The organism is Streptomyces spinosus, assembly GCF_020400655.1.
Lineage (GTDB): Bacteria > Actinomycetota > Actinomycetes > Streptomycetales > Streptomycetaceae > Streptomyces > Streptomyces argyrophylli.
Map to the genome: position 1 here is coordinate 92,574 of NZ_JAINRC010000002.1, position 14,249 is coordinate 106,822.

A 14,249-nucleotide genomic window follows, 5' to 3' on the forward strand; every position below is an offset into this window, starting at 1 on the left:
CCGCTGCCGCCGGAGGACTTCCGGCCAACCGCTCCACACGATCCGCTGACGAACCGTTGGCCACATGTTAGCGATCCGTTGGCGCATCCTGATGTGATCATTCCATCGGATTCGGCCCGACGGCGCGCGCGTAGCACGCGTAACTCGGGGGAGTGTCGCCGCAGGCTGGGTCCGGGGACGACAAGGGCCCCGGCCGGCGGAGGTGAACGACCGGGGCCCCGTCCCGCTTCCCGTCCCGGACTTCCGTGGCTCCCCGGACTTCCGTGGCTCCCCGGACTTCCGTGGCTCCTTGGCTTTTGCGGCCCACTCGCCCCGGGCTTCCCGGCTCCCGGGCTCAGATCACCGGCGGGCGTCCCAGCCGGGTCAGCCTCCACACCGTCCGCCAGCGCATCGGCCGCCGCTCACCGGCCTGCTCCCGCAGCCCCTCCGCGAACCCGCCGAACCATGCCTTGAGCCCCGCCGGGGAACGGGTGCGGGCGAGGGTGAGGAGCGTCCACACCCCGAGGTGCACCGGGACGAGCGGCAGTGGCAGCCGGCGCCGGACGAGCCAGACGCGGTTGCGGGCGTTGACCCGGTAGTAGATGGCGTGCCGGGCAGGTGAGGTCCTGGGATGCTGGAGGAGCAGTTCGGGGGCGTACAGGATCTTCCAGCCGGCGTCGGCGGCCCGCCAGGCCAGGTCGGTCTCCTCGTGCGCGAAGAAGAACTCGGCGGGCCAGTCGCCGGTCTCGGCCAGCATGGCCATGCGCAGGGCGTGTGCGCCGCCGAGGAAACCGGTGACGTAGCCGCCGCGCAGCGGATCGGAGGCGCCGATCCTCGGCACATGCCGCTGCTGGGTCTCGCCGTGCTCGTCGGCGATGCGGAAGCCGACGATGCCGAGGCGCGGGTCGGCGGCGTACAGGTCACGCACCCGGCGCAGCACGTCGGGGTCGACGAGCAGTCCGTCGTCGTCCAGCTCCACGACGACGTCGATGTCGCCGAACTCCCGTAGCCGGGCGAGGGCGACGTTCCGGCCGCCCGGACAGCCGAGGTTCTCCTCGACGTCGACGGTGGTGACCTCGCCGGGCAGCGAGAGCCGGCGGGCGAACTCGGGCAGCCGGCAGCCGTTGCCGACGATCACGATGCGGGCCGGCGGGAGGTCCTGCTTGGCCACGGACTCCAGCAGGGCGTCGACCTCGGCGGGCCGGTTGCCCATGGTCACCACGGCGACGGCGATCCTCGGCTCCACCACGTCCCTCACCCCGTCCGGCCGACGGCGGCACCGCGTCCCGACCGCGCGCTGCCCGCCGTTCACCAAGATGTCGCCTGGGGTCCCCGGGTTCACCGAACGCCGATTCACTTTGCCGCGTCTTTGATCCGGTTTTGTCGTCGCATTCCCGCGCGGTGAGCAGACAACCGGCGCGAACGCCGGGAGTGCCGGAGCAAGCGCCGGGCGCCGGCCGGGACGCGTCCGACTCCCTGTCCCCACGCGAAGGATGGAGCCGCCCTGCCGGACAACTGGAGAAGACCCGGCTGACCAACGGCACGTGTGAGGACGACATCGCCCTCCTGGCCGCCCGCCTGCGCCCCGGCGCCGCCCCGCACTCCCCCACGGACAACCGAAAGGCCAGGTCACGAACCACATGACCTGGCCTTCTCACCGAGCCGCTTTCGGGATTCGAACCCGAGACCTACGCATTACGAGTGCGTTGCTCTGGCCATCTGAGCTAAAGCGGCGCGCTGCCCGCACCATGGTGCGATCGGCAACGTCGGTAAGTCTACACAGTTTCCGGGAGTGGTTCGCACCCACCCCGGAGGGGGTGGTTCCGGGGTGGGTGGCAGGGGCTATGAGCAGCGCTTTCCGGGGGCCGGCGGGGTGCCGCGCAGCAGGTAGGTGTCGATCGCCGTGTCGATGCAGGCGCTCCCCCGGCCGTACGCCGTGTGGCCGTCGCCGTCGTAGGTCAGCAGGCGGGAGGAGGAGAGCTGGCCGGCGAGGGAACGGGCCCAGCGGTACGGGGTGGCCGGGTCGCGGACCGTGCCGACCACCACGATCGGTGCCGCCCCCCTCGCCTCGATGCGGTGCGGCTCACCGGTCGCCCGCACCGGCCAGTACGCGCAGTTCAGCGAGGCCCAGGCCAGTCCCGCGCCGAAGACCGGGGACGCCTTCTCGAACGCGGGCAGCGCCTTCTCGACGTCCTCGGGACCGGAGAAGGCCGGCGGCAGGTCCAGGCAGTTCACCGCGGCGTTGGCCATCATCAGATTGCTGTAGTGGCCGTTCGCGTCCCGCTCGTAGTAGCTGTCGGCGAGGGACAGCAGGCCGGCGCCGTCGTTCTTCCTCATCGCCGAGGTCAGCGCCTCGCGCAGTTGCTCCCAGGATCCCTCGTCGTACATCGCCGCGATCACCCCGGTCGTGGCCAGCGACTCCCCCAGCTTGCGGCCGTCCGCGTCGCCCGCCGGGTCGGGGTGGCCGTCCAGCTTGCGGAAGAACGCGTTCAGGTTGGCGCCGACCCGCGCCGGCGTCGTGCCCCTCCGGCCGAGCGGGCAGTCGGAGTGCCGTACGCAGTCCTTCGCGAACGCCTGGAACGCCGTCTCGAAGCCCGCCGTCTGGTCCAGGTTCAGCCTGCGGGCGTCCACGGTCGGGTCCATCGCGCCGTCCAGGACCATCCGGCCGACCCGCCGGGGGAACAGTCCTGCGTACGTCGCCCCGAGGAACGTCCCGTACGACGCCCCTACGTAGTTGAGCCGCCGGTCCCCGAGCGCCGCCCGCAGAATGTCCATGTCCCGTGCCGCCTCGACGGTGGAGACGTGCCGCAGCAGCCGGGCCGAACGGGTCCCGCAGCTCTCCGCGAACTTCCTGTCCGCCGCGACCAGCGCGTCCCGTTCCCGCTGATCGTCGGGGGTCAGGTCGGTCTGCGTGTACGCGTCCATCTGACGCCCGTCGAGGCATTGCACGGGCTCGCTGCGGGCGACGCCCCGTGGGTCCATCGCGACCATGTCGTAGCGGGCCCGGACCTGAGCCGGGTAGCCGATGCCCGCGTACTGCTGGAGGTACCCGACCGCCGAACCGCCCGGTCCGCCCGGGTTGACCAGCAGGGAGCCGAGCGGCTTGCCCTTGCCGGTGGCCTTCTTCCGGGCCACGGCGAGCCTGACCGAGCCCGCGTCGGGCCTGGCGTAGTCCAGCGGGGCCTTCATCGTCGCGCACTGGAACCCGGTCACACCGCAGTCGCGCCAGCTCAGCCGCTGGCCGTAGTACGGCGTCAGCGCCGACGGCGTCGCACGCGGCAGCGCGGCCAGCGCCGCCTGCACCGTCCCGCCCGCGGAGGACGTGGTCGAGCTCCCGGAGGAGCAGGCGGACACGAGCAGTGCGGCGGTCGTCAGGAGGGTGGCCGTGAGGCGGGCCGTCGTCCGGGCGCGGGTGCCCCGGGTCCGGAGGGTGCGGGGGGTGCGGGGGGATGGCCTGATGTGCATCCGGCGAGCCTAACCGTGTGCGACGGGATGTGTGCGGTACGTGTGGATTGTGGCTCGTACGAGGGACACGCGCTTCCTCCCTCGTCAGCCGCTCGCCCTGCCGGGCCGAGTCCTGCCCCGCCGGTCAGCCGGACGGCCGGAGCGCTGTCCGCCGGTCGGTCGGAGGGGGCGAGCGCTGATCGGCGGTCGGCCGGACGGGCCGAGCGCTGCCGCGACGGTCACCCTCGCCGGCACATCCCCCCGACGCCCTCGGCCCAAGCCCCGCCGGGCGCCCCCACGGGCGGGGCTCCTCATCCCGCTCGCAGCGCCATCGTCATCGCCTCCACCGCCAGCAGCGGAGCCACATTGCGGTCCAGGGCCTCGCGGCACGCGGCGATCGCCTCGATGCGGCGGAGCGTGGACTCCGGGGTGCCGGCCCGGGCCAGCCGCTCCAGGGCGTCCTCCGCGTCGGCGTTGGCGAGCGCCACGCGCGTACCGAGTTGCAGGGCGAGGACGTCGCGGTAGAACGCGGTGAGGTCGCCGAGGGCGACGTCCAGGCTGTCGCGCTGCGTACGGGTTCTGCGGCGCTTCTGCATGTCCTCCAGTTCCTTCATCACGCCCGCCGTGCCGCGCGGCATGCGGCCGCCCTGGGCCGCGCCGAGCGCCGCCTTCAGCTCCTCGGCCTCCTTGCCGTCCATCTCCTCGGCGAGCTGTCTGGCATCCTCGGCCGCCGCGTCGACCAGCTCCTGGGCGGCCCTCAGACAGGCGCCGACCTCGTCCAGCCGCAGCGGGAGCTTCAGCACGGCGGCCCGGCGCTCGCGGGCCGCCGGGTCGGTGGCCAGGCGGCGGGCCCGGTCCACGTGCCCCTGGGTGGCGCGGGCGGCGGACGCGGCGAGCCCGGGCTCGATGCCGTCGCGCCGCATGAGCATGTCGGCGACCGCCTCGACGGACGGCGTGCGCAGGTTCAGGTGGCGGCAGCGGGAGCGGATGGTCGGCAGGACGTCCTCGATGGAGGGGGCGCACAGCAGCCAGACCGTGCGCGGGGCGGGTTCCTCCACCGCCTTGAGCACCGCGTTGGCCGACTTCTCGTTCAGCCGCTCGGCATCCTCGACCAGGATGATCTGCCAGCGGCCGTTCGCCGGGGAGGTGAACGACTTGCGGACCGTGTCCCGCATGTCCTTGACCAGGATCTCGGAGCCGACCGCGGCGACCGTCGTGACATCCGCGTGGGTGCCGAGCAGCGCGGTGTGGCAGCCGTCGCAGAAGCCGCAGCCAGGGGCGCCGCCGAGCGCGCGGTCGGGGCTCACGCACTGCAGGGCGGCGGCGAAGGCCCTGGCCGCCTGGTTCCGGCCCGCGCCGGGCGGGCCGGTGAAGAGCCAGGCGTGCGTCATCTTCGACGTCTCGGGCAGCGGCTGGTCCGCCGCGGCGGCCGTGACGAGGGCGTCGGCGTCCCGCGCGGCGGCGTCGAGCACCGCGCTCACCCGCTCCTGCCCGACGAGGTCGTCCCACACGGTCATGGGTCACGCCGCCCTTCCGTCACACTCCACGTACCGGCATCCATTGTGCGGGTGGGCACTGACAGTCCGGGTGGGCACTGACAACGAGGGCGCACGAAGGCCGCGGAGGCGGTGGCGCCGGCGGGCCGCGTCTGTCCGCAGGCACAGCCCGCCGGCACCTGCTCGGCCGTACCCGGCCCCTTGCCGACACTCGCCGCCCCTTGGCCGACGGCGCAGCACCGCAGCCGTCACCAACGCCTTGCCCCGAGCCACCCGATGCCGCCTACCTCACCGACGGCCCAGAAGCACGCCCCGCCGATGTCCCGGGCGCCCGTCCTCACCCGGCGCCCGGAGGCCGGCTCCCGACAACGCCCGGAGACCGGCCCCCACCGTGCCCCGACACCCGGCTCTCGCCCGCGTGAGACTCGGCCGCGGCGTCCGCGCCCGCGTGCGGCTCAGCCGCGGCGCCCGCGGCCACGGCCCTTGCGGCCCTGTTCCCCGCCGTCGCCCTGGTCGCCGTAGTGCCCCTCGTCGTACGAACCCAGTAGTTCGTCGGCCAGCGTGGGCAGGTCGTCCAGCGGGGTCTCCTCGGCCCAGTCGGGGCGCGGGCGGCGGCGGGGCGTGCCGTCCTCGCCGAGCTGGGGCATCTCGCGCGTGCGCGGCTCGGAGCCGTCGGGGCCCGCGGCGGGCCGCTCGTCCCGGAAGAAACCGGGCGGAACCCGGTCCGACGGGGCGTCGTCCCGTACGGGCGGCAGCACCGCGGTCTCGTCCGCCGCGCCCGGAGCGACCGACGGCAGCTCGGCCGTCTCGTCGGGGGACACCGGCGGCAGCACGGCCGTCTCCTCCGCAGCCGACGGCACCCGCGGCAGCACCGCGGTGTCGTCGGCCGGTCCCGTGGCCGCCGACGGCTGCGGCAGCTCGGCGGTCACCTCGGAGTCGGTGGGAACACCCTGGGAGTCACGCAGGTCCCGGAAGTCGCGTGGGTCACGCTGCTCACGCACCGGACGCAGCACCGTCGTCTCCTCGTCCGTGCCCCGCGTGTCCGTCCCGCGCGCGGCCGCCGGCGTCCCCGGCGTCGGCACCGTGGCCGCGTCCGGGACCATCCGCGGTGCCGCCGACGGAGGCGTGCTGGGCCTGCGGGCCGCCGCGTCGGCCGCCGCCGCGGCCTCGGCGGCCTGCCGGCGGGCCTCCTCGGCACGCAGCAGCGCCTCCTCGGCCTTGCGCTGGGCCTCCAGACGCCGGGCCTCCTCCTCGGCGCGCAGCCGGGCCTGCCGGGCCTCTTCCTCGGCGCGCCGGCGGGCCTCCTCCTCGGCCTGCTTGCGGAGCCGCTCCTCCTCGGCCCGGCGGCGGGCCTCCTCCTCGGCGCGTGCCTTCTCCTCGGCGAGCAGCCGCTGCCGCTCCTCCTCCGCGCGCCGGCGGGCCTCCTCGGCCCGCTGCCGGGCCTCCTCCGCCTGCCGTTCAGCCTCGCGCCGCTGCGCCTCCTCCAGCTCGCGCCGCTTGCGCTCCTCCTCCTCGGCGCGCAGCTTGGCCAGCTGTTCCTGGCGCTCGCGCTCCAGGCGCTCCTCCTCGGCCTTGCGGGCGGCCTCTTCCTCGGCCTTGCGGCGGGCCTCCTCCTCGGCCTTCCTGCGAGCCTCCTCCTGGGCCTTGATCTCGGCCTCGGACAGCGGCAGCACGACATCCAGCCGGTGGCGGATCACGGTGGTGACGGCCTCGGGCTCCTGGCCTGCGTCCACGACCAGGTAGCGCCCGGGGTCGGAGGCGGCCAGCGTGAGGAAACCGGCCCGCACGCGCGCGTGGAACTCCGCCGGCTCCGACTCCAGCCGGTCCGGTGCCTCGGTGAACCGCTCGCGGGCGGTCTCCGGGGAGACGTCCAGCAGGACGGTCAGGTGCGGGACGAGACCGTTGGTGGCCCAGCGGTTGATGCGGGCGATCTCGGTCGGGGACAGGTCGCGGCCGGCGCCCTGGTAGGCGACGGAGGAGTCGATGTAGCGGTCGGTGATCACCACCGCGCCACGCTCCAGGGCGGGTCGTACGACGGTGTCGACGTGCTCGGCTCGGTCCGCGGCGTACAGCAGTGCCTCCGCACGGTGGGACAGGCCCGCCGACGAGACGTCCAGCAGGATCGAGCGCAGCCGCTTGCCCACCGGTGTGGCGCCGGGCTCGCGGGTGAGCACCACCTCGTGGCCCTTGGCGCGGATCCACTCGGCGAGCGCCTCGGCCTGGGTGGACTTGCCGGCGCCGTCGCCGCCCTCGAGGGCGATGAAGAAGCCGTTGGCCGCCGGGGCGGTGTCCGGGTCGTCGCCGCCCAGCAGGGCGTCCTTGAGGTCTTGCCGCAGCGGCACACCGGAGCGGTCGTCGACCTTGGCGAGCACCAGCGCGGCCACCGGCAGCAGCAGCGCGCCGACCAGCATGAGGGTGAAGGCCGCGCCGCCGTGCGCGAAGACGAACCTTCCGTTCTCCAGCCGGTGCGGGCCGATCAGGGCCGCGACCAGGGGCGCGATCAGGGCTCCGAACGCTATGAAGACGCGGACCATGGCGTGCAGGTGTTCGGTGGTGCGCGCCCGGCGGGAGTCCTCGGTCTCCTGGTCGAGCAGGGTGTGCCCGGTGTTGGCGGCCACGCCCGCGCCGACGCCGGCGAGCGTGACGATCAGCAGGACCGTGGTGACGTCCGGGACCAGCCCGGCCGCCAGCAGCGCGATGCCCGTGACGGCGATGGCCAGAGCCAGCAGACGGCGGCGGGAGAGCGAGGGCAGCAGTGTGGGGGCGGTGCGGATGCCGATGGCGACACCACCGGTCAGGCCCAGCACCAGCAGGCCGTACAGCACGGGGCCGCCGCCCAGGTCCTTGGCGTGCAGCACGCACACCGAGACGGCCGCCGCGATGGCGCCGGCGACCCCGGCGCAGGCCGGGACGAGCAGCGGAATGGCGCCCGTGCGGCCCTTGTCGACGCCGGTGCCGGTGCGCGGGCGGCGCAGCCCCTCCAGCGGGGACCGCGCGCGCGGGGTGCGCGTGACGGGCAGCTCCAGGTAGGTCAGCACGGCCAGCGAGGCCGCGAACAGGCCCGCCGCCACGTACGACCCGAGGGCCGCCTGGTGCTGGTCGAACCAGGCCACGCCGGTGCCCAGCAGGTTGTTCAGCAGGGCGGCGACGACCAGGGCGGCGGCGGCCAGCGGCACCGCCAGGAAGGTCGTCCGCAGCGACAGGCGGCGCAGGGCGTCCAGGTGGTCCGGCAGCGGCCGTACCGTCGCGCCCTCCGGCGGCGGGGCCGGCAGCAGGGCCGGGGCGGCGCTCTCCCGGCAGACGGTCCACAGCCGCTCGGCGACGCCCGTGACGAAGGCGGTGACGAGCAGGACAGCCAGCGCGTTGTCCGGCGTCCAGTCGATCCACAGGGGGGCGACGATCAGCAGCGCGGCGCGCAGGCCGTCGGCGCCGACCATGGTCCAGCGGCGGTCGAGCGGGCCCTCCGGAGCGGTGAGGGAGGTCACCGGGCCGAGGAGGACGGCGCCGAAGAGGAGCGTGGCGACGACGCGCGCGGCGAAGACCGTCGCCACCGCGAACGCCACGCCTCGGTAGCCACCGCCGAAGGCTCCCTCGGCGATCGCCGACTGGAGGACCAGCAGGACGAGGACGAGGAGGGACAGGGTGTCGCCGACACCGCTCACCAGCTGCGCGCTCCACAGGCGCCTCAGCTGCGGTCGGCGCAGCAGGGAGCGTACGGCGCGCTCGCGGGAGTCGGCGACCAGGGCGTCGTCCGGTGCTGGGGTCTGGGCCGTCGGCTGCTCGGCTCGCGTCATGCGTTCAGCCTATCCGCAGCCGCTGACACCACACCTCGCGTGTCCGGGCACGCGCGCGCCCCGGCACCGAGGGGTGCCGGGGCGATCAGGTCGGTGACCCGAGGGCGTGTCAGTCCTCCGCGCCGGAAGCCGTCGCCTTGGACGCCGTCGCCTTCTTGGCGGTGGTCTTCTTGGCGGTCGTCTTCTTCGCGGCGGCCGTGGTCTTCTTCGCGGCCGTCTTCTTGGCGGCGGTCTTCTTGGCCGGGGCGGTCTTCTTCGCCGCCGCCTTCTTCGCGGTCTTCTTGGCGGGACCCTTCGCGCGCTTCTCGGCGAGCAGCTCGAAACCACGCTCAGGAGTGATCGCTTCGACGCTGTCGCCGGAGCGCAGCGTCGCGTTGGTCTCGCCGTCGGTGACGTACGGGCCGAAGCGGCCGTCCTTGACCACGACCGGCTTGCCGGAGACCGGGTCCGCGCCCAGCTCCTTCAGCGGCGGCTTGGCGGCCGCCCGTCCCCGCTGCTTCGGCTGGGCGTAGATCGCCTGCGCCTCCTCCAGCGTGATCGTGAAGAGCTGGTCCTCGGACTGCAGCGAGCGGGAGTCCGTGCCCTTCTTCAGGTACGGGCCGTAGCGGCCGTTCTGCGCGGTGATCTCCTGGCCGTCCGCGTCGGTGCCCACGACACGCGGCAGCGACATCAGCCTCAGCGCGTCGTCCAGCGTCACCGTGTCGAGCGACATGGACTTGAACAGCGACGCCGTGCGCGGCTTCACGGCGTTCTTTCCGGTCTTCGGGGTCCCCTCGGGGAGGACCTCGGTGACGTACGGGCCGTAGCGGCCGGCCTTGGCGACGATCGTGTGCCCGGTGGCCGGGTCGGTTCCCAGCTCGAAGTCGCCGCTGGGCTTGGCCAGCAGTTCCTCGGCCAGCTCGACGGTCAGCTCGTCCGGTGCCAGGTCGTCCGGGATGTCGGCGCGCTGGTGCTGCTCGGTGTCCTTCTCGCCACGCTCGATGTAGGGGCCGTAGCGGCCGACGCGGAGCACGATGTCGTTGCCGACCGGGAACGACGACACCTCGCGCGCGTCGATCGCGCCCAGGTCCGTCACCAGTTCCTTGAGGCCGCCGAGGTGGTCGCCGTCACCGTTGCCGGCATCGGCCGCGCCGCCCGTGGCCGTCCCCTCGCCGAAGTAGAAGCGCTTCAGCCACGGCACGGCCTTGGCCTCACCGGCCGCGATGCGGTCGAGGTCGTCCTCCATCCGGGCGGTGAAGTCGTAGTCGACGAGCCGCCCGAAGTGCTTCTCCAGGAGGTTCACCACGGCGAACGACAGGAACGACGGCACCAGGGCCGTGCCCTTCTTGAAGACGTAGCCACGGTCCAGGATGGTGCCGATGATCGACGCGTACGTCGACGGGCGGCCGATCTCCCGCTCTTCCAGCTCCTTGACCAGGGAGGCCTCGGTGTAGCGGGCCGGGGGCTTGGTGGCGTGGCCGTCGACCGTGATCTCCTCGGCGGACAGCGCGTCGCCCTCGGCGACCTGCGGCAGCCGGCGCTCGCGGTCGTCCAGCTCGGCGTTCGGGTCGTCGGCGCCCTCGACGTACGCCTTCAGGAAGCCGTGGAAGGTGATCGTCTTGCCGGAGGCGCTGAACTCGACGTCCCGGCCGTCGGCGGCGGTGCCGCCGATCTTCACGGTCACGCTGTTGCCGGTGGCGTCCTTCATCTGGGAGGCGACGGTCCGCTTCCAGATCAGCTCGTACAGCTTGAACTGGTCGCCGGTCAGGCCGGTCTCCGCGGGCGTGCGGAAACGATCACCCGACGGGCGGATCGCCTCGTGCGCCTCCTGGGCGTTCTTGACCTTGGCGGCGTAGGTGCGCGGCTGCGGCGGCAGGTAGTCGGCGCCGTACAGCTGCGTGACCTGGGCGCGGGCGGCGGAGACCGCCGTGTCGCTCAGGGTCGTGGAGTCCGTACGCATGTACGTGATGTAGCCGTTCTCGTACAGCTTCTGGGCGATCTGCATGGTCGCCTTCGCGCCGAAGCCCAGCTTGCGGCTGGCCTCCTGCTGCAGCGTCGTCGTACGGAACGGGGCGTACGGCGAGCGGCGGTACGGCTTGGACTCGACGGACCGCACGGAGAAGCGGGTGTTCTCCAGGGCGGCGGCGAGGGCGCGTGCGGTCGCCTCGTCGAGGTGGAGGGTGTTGTCGCTCTTGAGCTGTCCCAGGGAGTCGAAGTCTCGGCCCTGCGCGACCCGCCGGCCGTCGACGGTCTGCAGGCGGGCGACCAGCGACGACGGGTCCGACGGGTCCCCCGCGCGGCCGGTCGCGAAGGTGCCCGTCAGGTCCCAGTACTCGGCGGAACGGAAAGCGATGCGCTCGCGTTCCCGCTCCACGACGAGCCGTGTGGCGACGGACTGCACGCGGCCGGCCGACAGCCGGGGCATGACCTTCTTCCACAGCACCGGGGAGACCTCGTAGCCGTAGAGGCGGTCGAGGATGCGGCGGGTCTCCTGGGCGTCGACCAGCTTCTGGTTGAGCTGGCGCGGGTTGGCGACGGCCGCGCGGATGGCGTCCTTGGTGATCTCGTGGAACACCATGCGCTTGACCGGGATCTTCGGCTTCAGGACCTCCTGGAGGTGCCAGGCGATCGCCTCGCCCTCCCGGTCCTCGTCCGTGGCGAGGAACAGCTCGTCGGAGTCCTTCAGCAGGTCCTTGAGCTTCTTGACCTGCGCCTTCTTGTCGGCGTTGATCACATAGATCGGCTGGAAGTCATGGTCGACGTCCACGCCGAGGCGCCGGACCTCGCCGGTGTACTTCTCGGGCACCTCGGCGGCGCCGTTGGGAAGGTCGCGGATGTGCCCGACGCTCGCTTCGACGACGTATCCGGGGCCGAGGTAGCCCTTGATCGTCTTCGCCTTGGCAGGCGACTCGACGATGACGAGTCGGCGGCCGCCCTGTGCGGTCTCGCTGGTCGGGGACAACTTCGCTCTTCTCTCCGGTCGACGCTGTGGCCTCCCCAGGCCTTGGTCCCGGGGTCGCGGCGTACTGCTGGCACGTGTGACGCTGCGGAGTGTGACGCTACATCCCGCCCCCGTGTCAAACGGGAAAAGCCCACAACGGCCACTCGAACGGTAACCCGACTACCGCCATTCCTGCCGCCCGGACTGCCAGGTCGCTCCCGCGATCATGTCCGGAGCGTGACGCTCCCCTTACCCGCCGGACAGGGCGGCGACCCGTCTCAGAGCCGGGTCAGGCAGTACGCGGCGAGGCTCAGCGCGAGCGTCCCGGCCAGGCTCGCGACGGCGGCGGATGCGACCCGACTCACGCCGAAGGCCACCGGTTCCCGGCGCCGGAGGCGGGTGCCGGTCCACGCCAGCAGACCGGCCCCGAACAGGGCGAACACCACTCCCGCGAAGATCGCCGGCCCGCTCTCCATCGCCCGAGCGCCCCTTCCCTGCCGTCGGCTGTGCCCAGCGCCGGGAGGGTGGCACGCCCGGGAGGCGGGCGGGCGACATCGGGGTGAACGGAAGGCCTCCAGCCATTCGAACGCACACTCGAACGAAAGAGGCGCGAGCCCGGTACCGATATTTTTCCGGCCGTTTTAGGAAAGCGGCTCGGTGCCACCCCGGCCGGCAACCTCGCCGGGCCCGTGCCCCCGGCATACGACGATGGCAGCGCCGCGATCGGAAGATGATCCGACCGCGCCTACGACCGCACGGGCACCCGGCGCCTACGACGCCACCGGCACCCGGCGTACGGCACCCGCCCGGCACCGCTGCCACCGGGCGCCCCACCGGACGCCCCGGCACCGCTGGGGCCGGACGCCCCCGGCCCACCCGCGCCCGCTCAGCCCGCCGGCTCCAGGAAGCCCTGCTCCACGAGCAGCCGGATCTGCGCGGGCGTACGGTCGCGGAGCACCACAGGGTCCTCGCCGACGAGCTGTGCGATGGCGTCGAGGATGCGGCCCGCGCTCAGCGTGCCGTCGCACACCCCCGCGAATCCGGCACCGACCGTGTCGACCTTCGTCGCCCGGCGCATCCCGCGGTGCTGGCGCAGCACCACATGCTCCGGGTCCTCGGCGCCGGGCAGCCCGACCTGCTCCTGGACCACCTCGGGGACGAGCTTGAAGCGGCTGTCCAGCAGCGCCGCGTCATCGTGCTCCCGGAGGTAGTCGAGCCGCTCGAAGTGCGCCCGGATCGTCTCCCCGAGCGGCTGTTCGACCGGGTGCGGCCACTCCTCCACGGTGACGACGGGCTCGGCGGAGCCGGTCCTGCGCAGGGTGATCCAGCCGAAGCCGACCGCCCTGACCTTGCGTGCCTCGAACTCGTCGAGCCAGGCGTCGTATCGCGCCTGGTACTCCGCCGGATCCCCGCGGTGGTCACCGGCGTCCCTCAGCCACAGCTCGGCGTACTGCGTGACGTCCTGCACCTCGCGCTGCACGATCCAGGCATCGCACCCGCGCGGCACCCACGACCTGAGTCTGTCCTGCCAGTCCTCCCCCGCCACGTGCTGCCAGTTCGCGAGGAACTGCGCGAACCCGCCCTCGTTCAGCCGTTCCCCCGCTTCCTGAACGAGCGAGCGGCACAGATCGTCCCCGCCCATGCCACCGTCCCGGTACGTCAGCCGGGCGCCGGGGGAGATCACGAACGGCGGGTTGGAGACGATCAGGTCGAACGTCTCGTCGTCCCGGACGGGTTCGAACAGCGAGCCCTCGCGCAGGTCGGCCGCGGGCGCCCCGGAGAGCGCCAGCGTGAGCGCCGTGATGTGCAGCGCGCGCGGGTTGAGGTCGGTCGCCGTCACGCGCGTGGCGTGCTGTGCGGCGTGCAGCGCCTGGATGCCGGATCCGGTGCCGAGGTCCAGTGCGGCGGCGACGGGGGTGCGGACGGTGATGCCGGCGAGGGTCGTCGAGGCGCCGCCGACGCCCAGGACGACGCCCTCGTCACGCTGTCCGATGCCGCCGGCTCCGCCGACCGCGCAGCCGAGGTCGGAGACGATGAACCAGTCCTCGCCCCCGGGGCCGCCGTACGGCCGTACGTCCACGGTCGCGGCCACCTCGTCCCCGCCCACGCGCCTGAGCCAGCCGGCCTCCACCGCCTCCTCGACCGGCAGCACGGCCGCCACGCGCGCGTGCGTCACCGGTTGCTGGAGCAGGAACAGCCGCACGAGCGTCTCCAGCGGCGTGTCGCCACGGGTCGCCCGGAGGGCGGGCACGGTCTCGCTGCGGGCCAGCGCCGCGTACGCGGGCGCGCCGAGCAGGTCGAGCAGCCCGTCTGCGGTGAAGGAGGCGGCCAGCAGGGCGTCCCTCAGGCGCGCGGCGATGTCGGGCCGGTCGGAAACGGGCAGGGGAGCGGGTCCGGAGTCAGTCACGCCCCCATTGTGGCCCGCGACGCCCGCGCGGGGCCGACTGACGGCGGCTGCGCGGGGCGGCTCGGGGCGGGGCGCGTGGGCCGACTCGTAGGGGCTGCCTGCCGCTCGCCGACGACGGCTGCGCGGGCCGCCCTGCGGCGACGGTCCGGCGCTCCGGCGCCGGCCCGAGTCAGGAACTCGCCGACGACAGCCGTCCACTCACCGACGTC

General features: G+C 73.5%; 7 protein-coding genes and 1 tRNA gene. All 8 read right to left on the minus strand.

Going from position 1 to position 14,249, the window contains the following annotated elements:
• Positions 1–334: 334 nt before the first annotated feature.
• The 8 genes from LG395_RS04295 to LG395_RS04330 all read right to left on the minus strand — a co-directional run bounded on the left by LG395_RS04295 (position 335) and on the right by LG395_RS04330 (position 14,040).
• Positions 335–1,228 (minus strand): glycosyltransferase family 2 protein, encoded by an 894-nt coding sequence (locus tag LG395_RS04295; protein ID WP_225808504.1) that lies wholly within the window; start codon positions 1,226–1,228, stop codon positions 335–337.
• 411 nt (positions 1,229–1,639) lie between these two features.
• Positions 1,640–1,713, minus strand: a tRNA-Thr gene (locus LG395_RS04300).
• Between the two features lie 108 nt (positions 1,714–1,821).
• Positions 1,822–3,444, minus strand: a complete 1,623-nt coding sequence (locus LG395_RS04305; RefSeq protein WP_225808505.1) for an alpha/beta hydrolase — start codon at positions 3,442–3,444, stop codon at positions 1,822–1,824.
• A gap of 290 nt (positions 3,445–3,734) precedes the next feature.
• Complete coding sequence (locus LG395_RS04310; RefSeq protein WP_171154123.1) at positions 3,735–4,940, minus strand: DNA polymerase III subunit delta'; 1,206 nt, start codon at positions 4,938–4,940, stop codon at positions 3,735–3,737.
• A gap of 434 nt (positions 4,941–5,374) precedes the next feature.
• Complete coding sequence (tmk, locus tag LG395_RS04315) at positions 5,375–8,713, minus strand: dTMP kinase (protein ID WP_225808506.1); 3,339 nt, start codon at positions 8,711–8,713, stop codon at positions 5,375–5,377.
• 109 nt (positions 8,714–8,822) lie between these two features.
• Positions 8,823–11,654: a type I DNA topoisomerase gene (gene topA, locus LG395_RS04320; RefSeq protein ID WP_225808507.1), complete on the minus strand. Its 2,832-nt coding sequence runs from the start codon at positions 11,652–11,654 to the stop codon at positions 8,823–8,825.
• 257 nt (positions 11,655–11,911) lie between these two features.
• Positions 11,912–12,109: a hypothetical protein gene (locus LG395_RS04325; protein WP_171154128.1), complete on the minus strand. Its 198-nt coding sequence runs from the start codon at positions 12,107–12,109 to the stop codon at positions 11,912–11,914.
• A 410-nt stretch (positions 12,110–12,519) separates the two neighbouring features.
• Positions 12,520–14,040: a N5-glutamine methyltransferase family protein gene (locus LG395_RS04330; RefSeq protein WP_171154130.1), complete on the minus strand. Its 1,521-nt coding sequence runs from the start codon at positions 14,038–14,040 to the stop codon at positions 12,520–12,522.
• Positions 14,041–14,249: the final 209 nt, after the last annotated feature.

Bases quoted from the DNA above. Each gene is read 5' to 3' on its own strand.
- LG395_RS04305 (WP_225808505.1), bottom strand. From the start codon at position 3,444: ATGCACATCAGGCCATCCCCCCGCACCCCCCGCACCCTCCGGACCCGG.
- LG395_RS04325 (WP_171154128.1), bottom strand. From the start codon at position 12,109: ATGGAGAGCGGGCCGGCGATCTTCGCGGGAGTGGTGTTCGCCCTGTTC.
- LG395_RS04310 (WP_171154123.1), bottom strand. From the start codon at position 4,940: ATGACCGTGTGGGACGACCTCGTCGGGCAGGAGCGGGTGAGCGCGGTG.
- tmk (WP_225808506.1), bottom strand. From the start codon at position 8,713: ATGACGCGAGCCGAGCAGCCGACGGCCCAGACCCCAGCACCGGACGAC.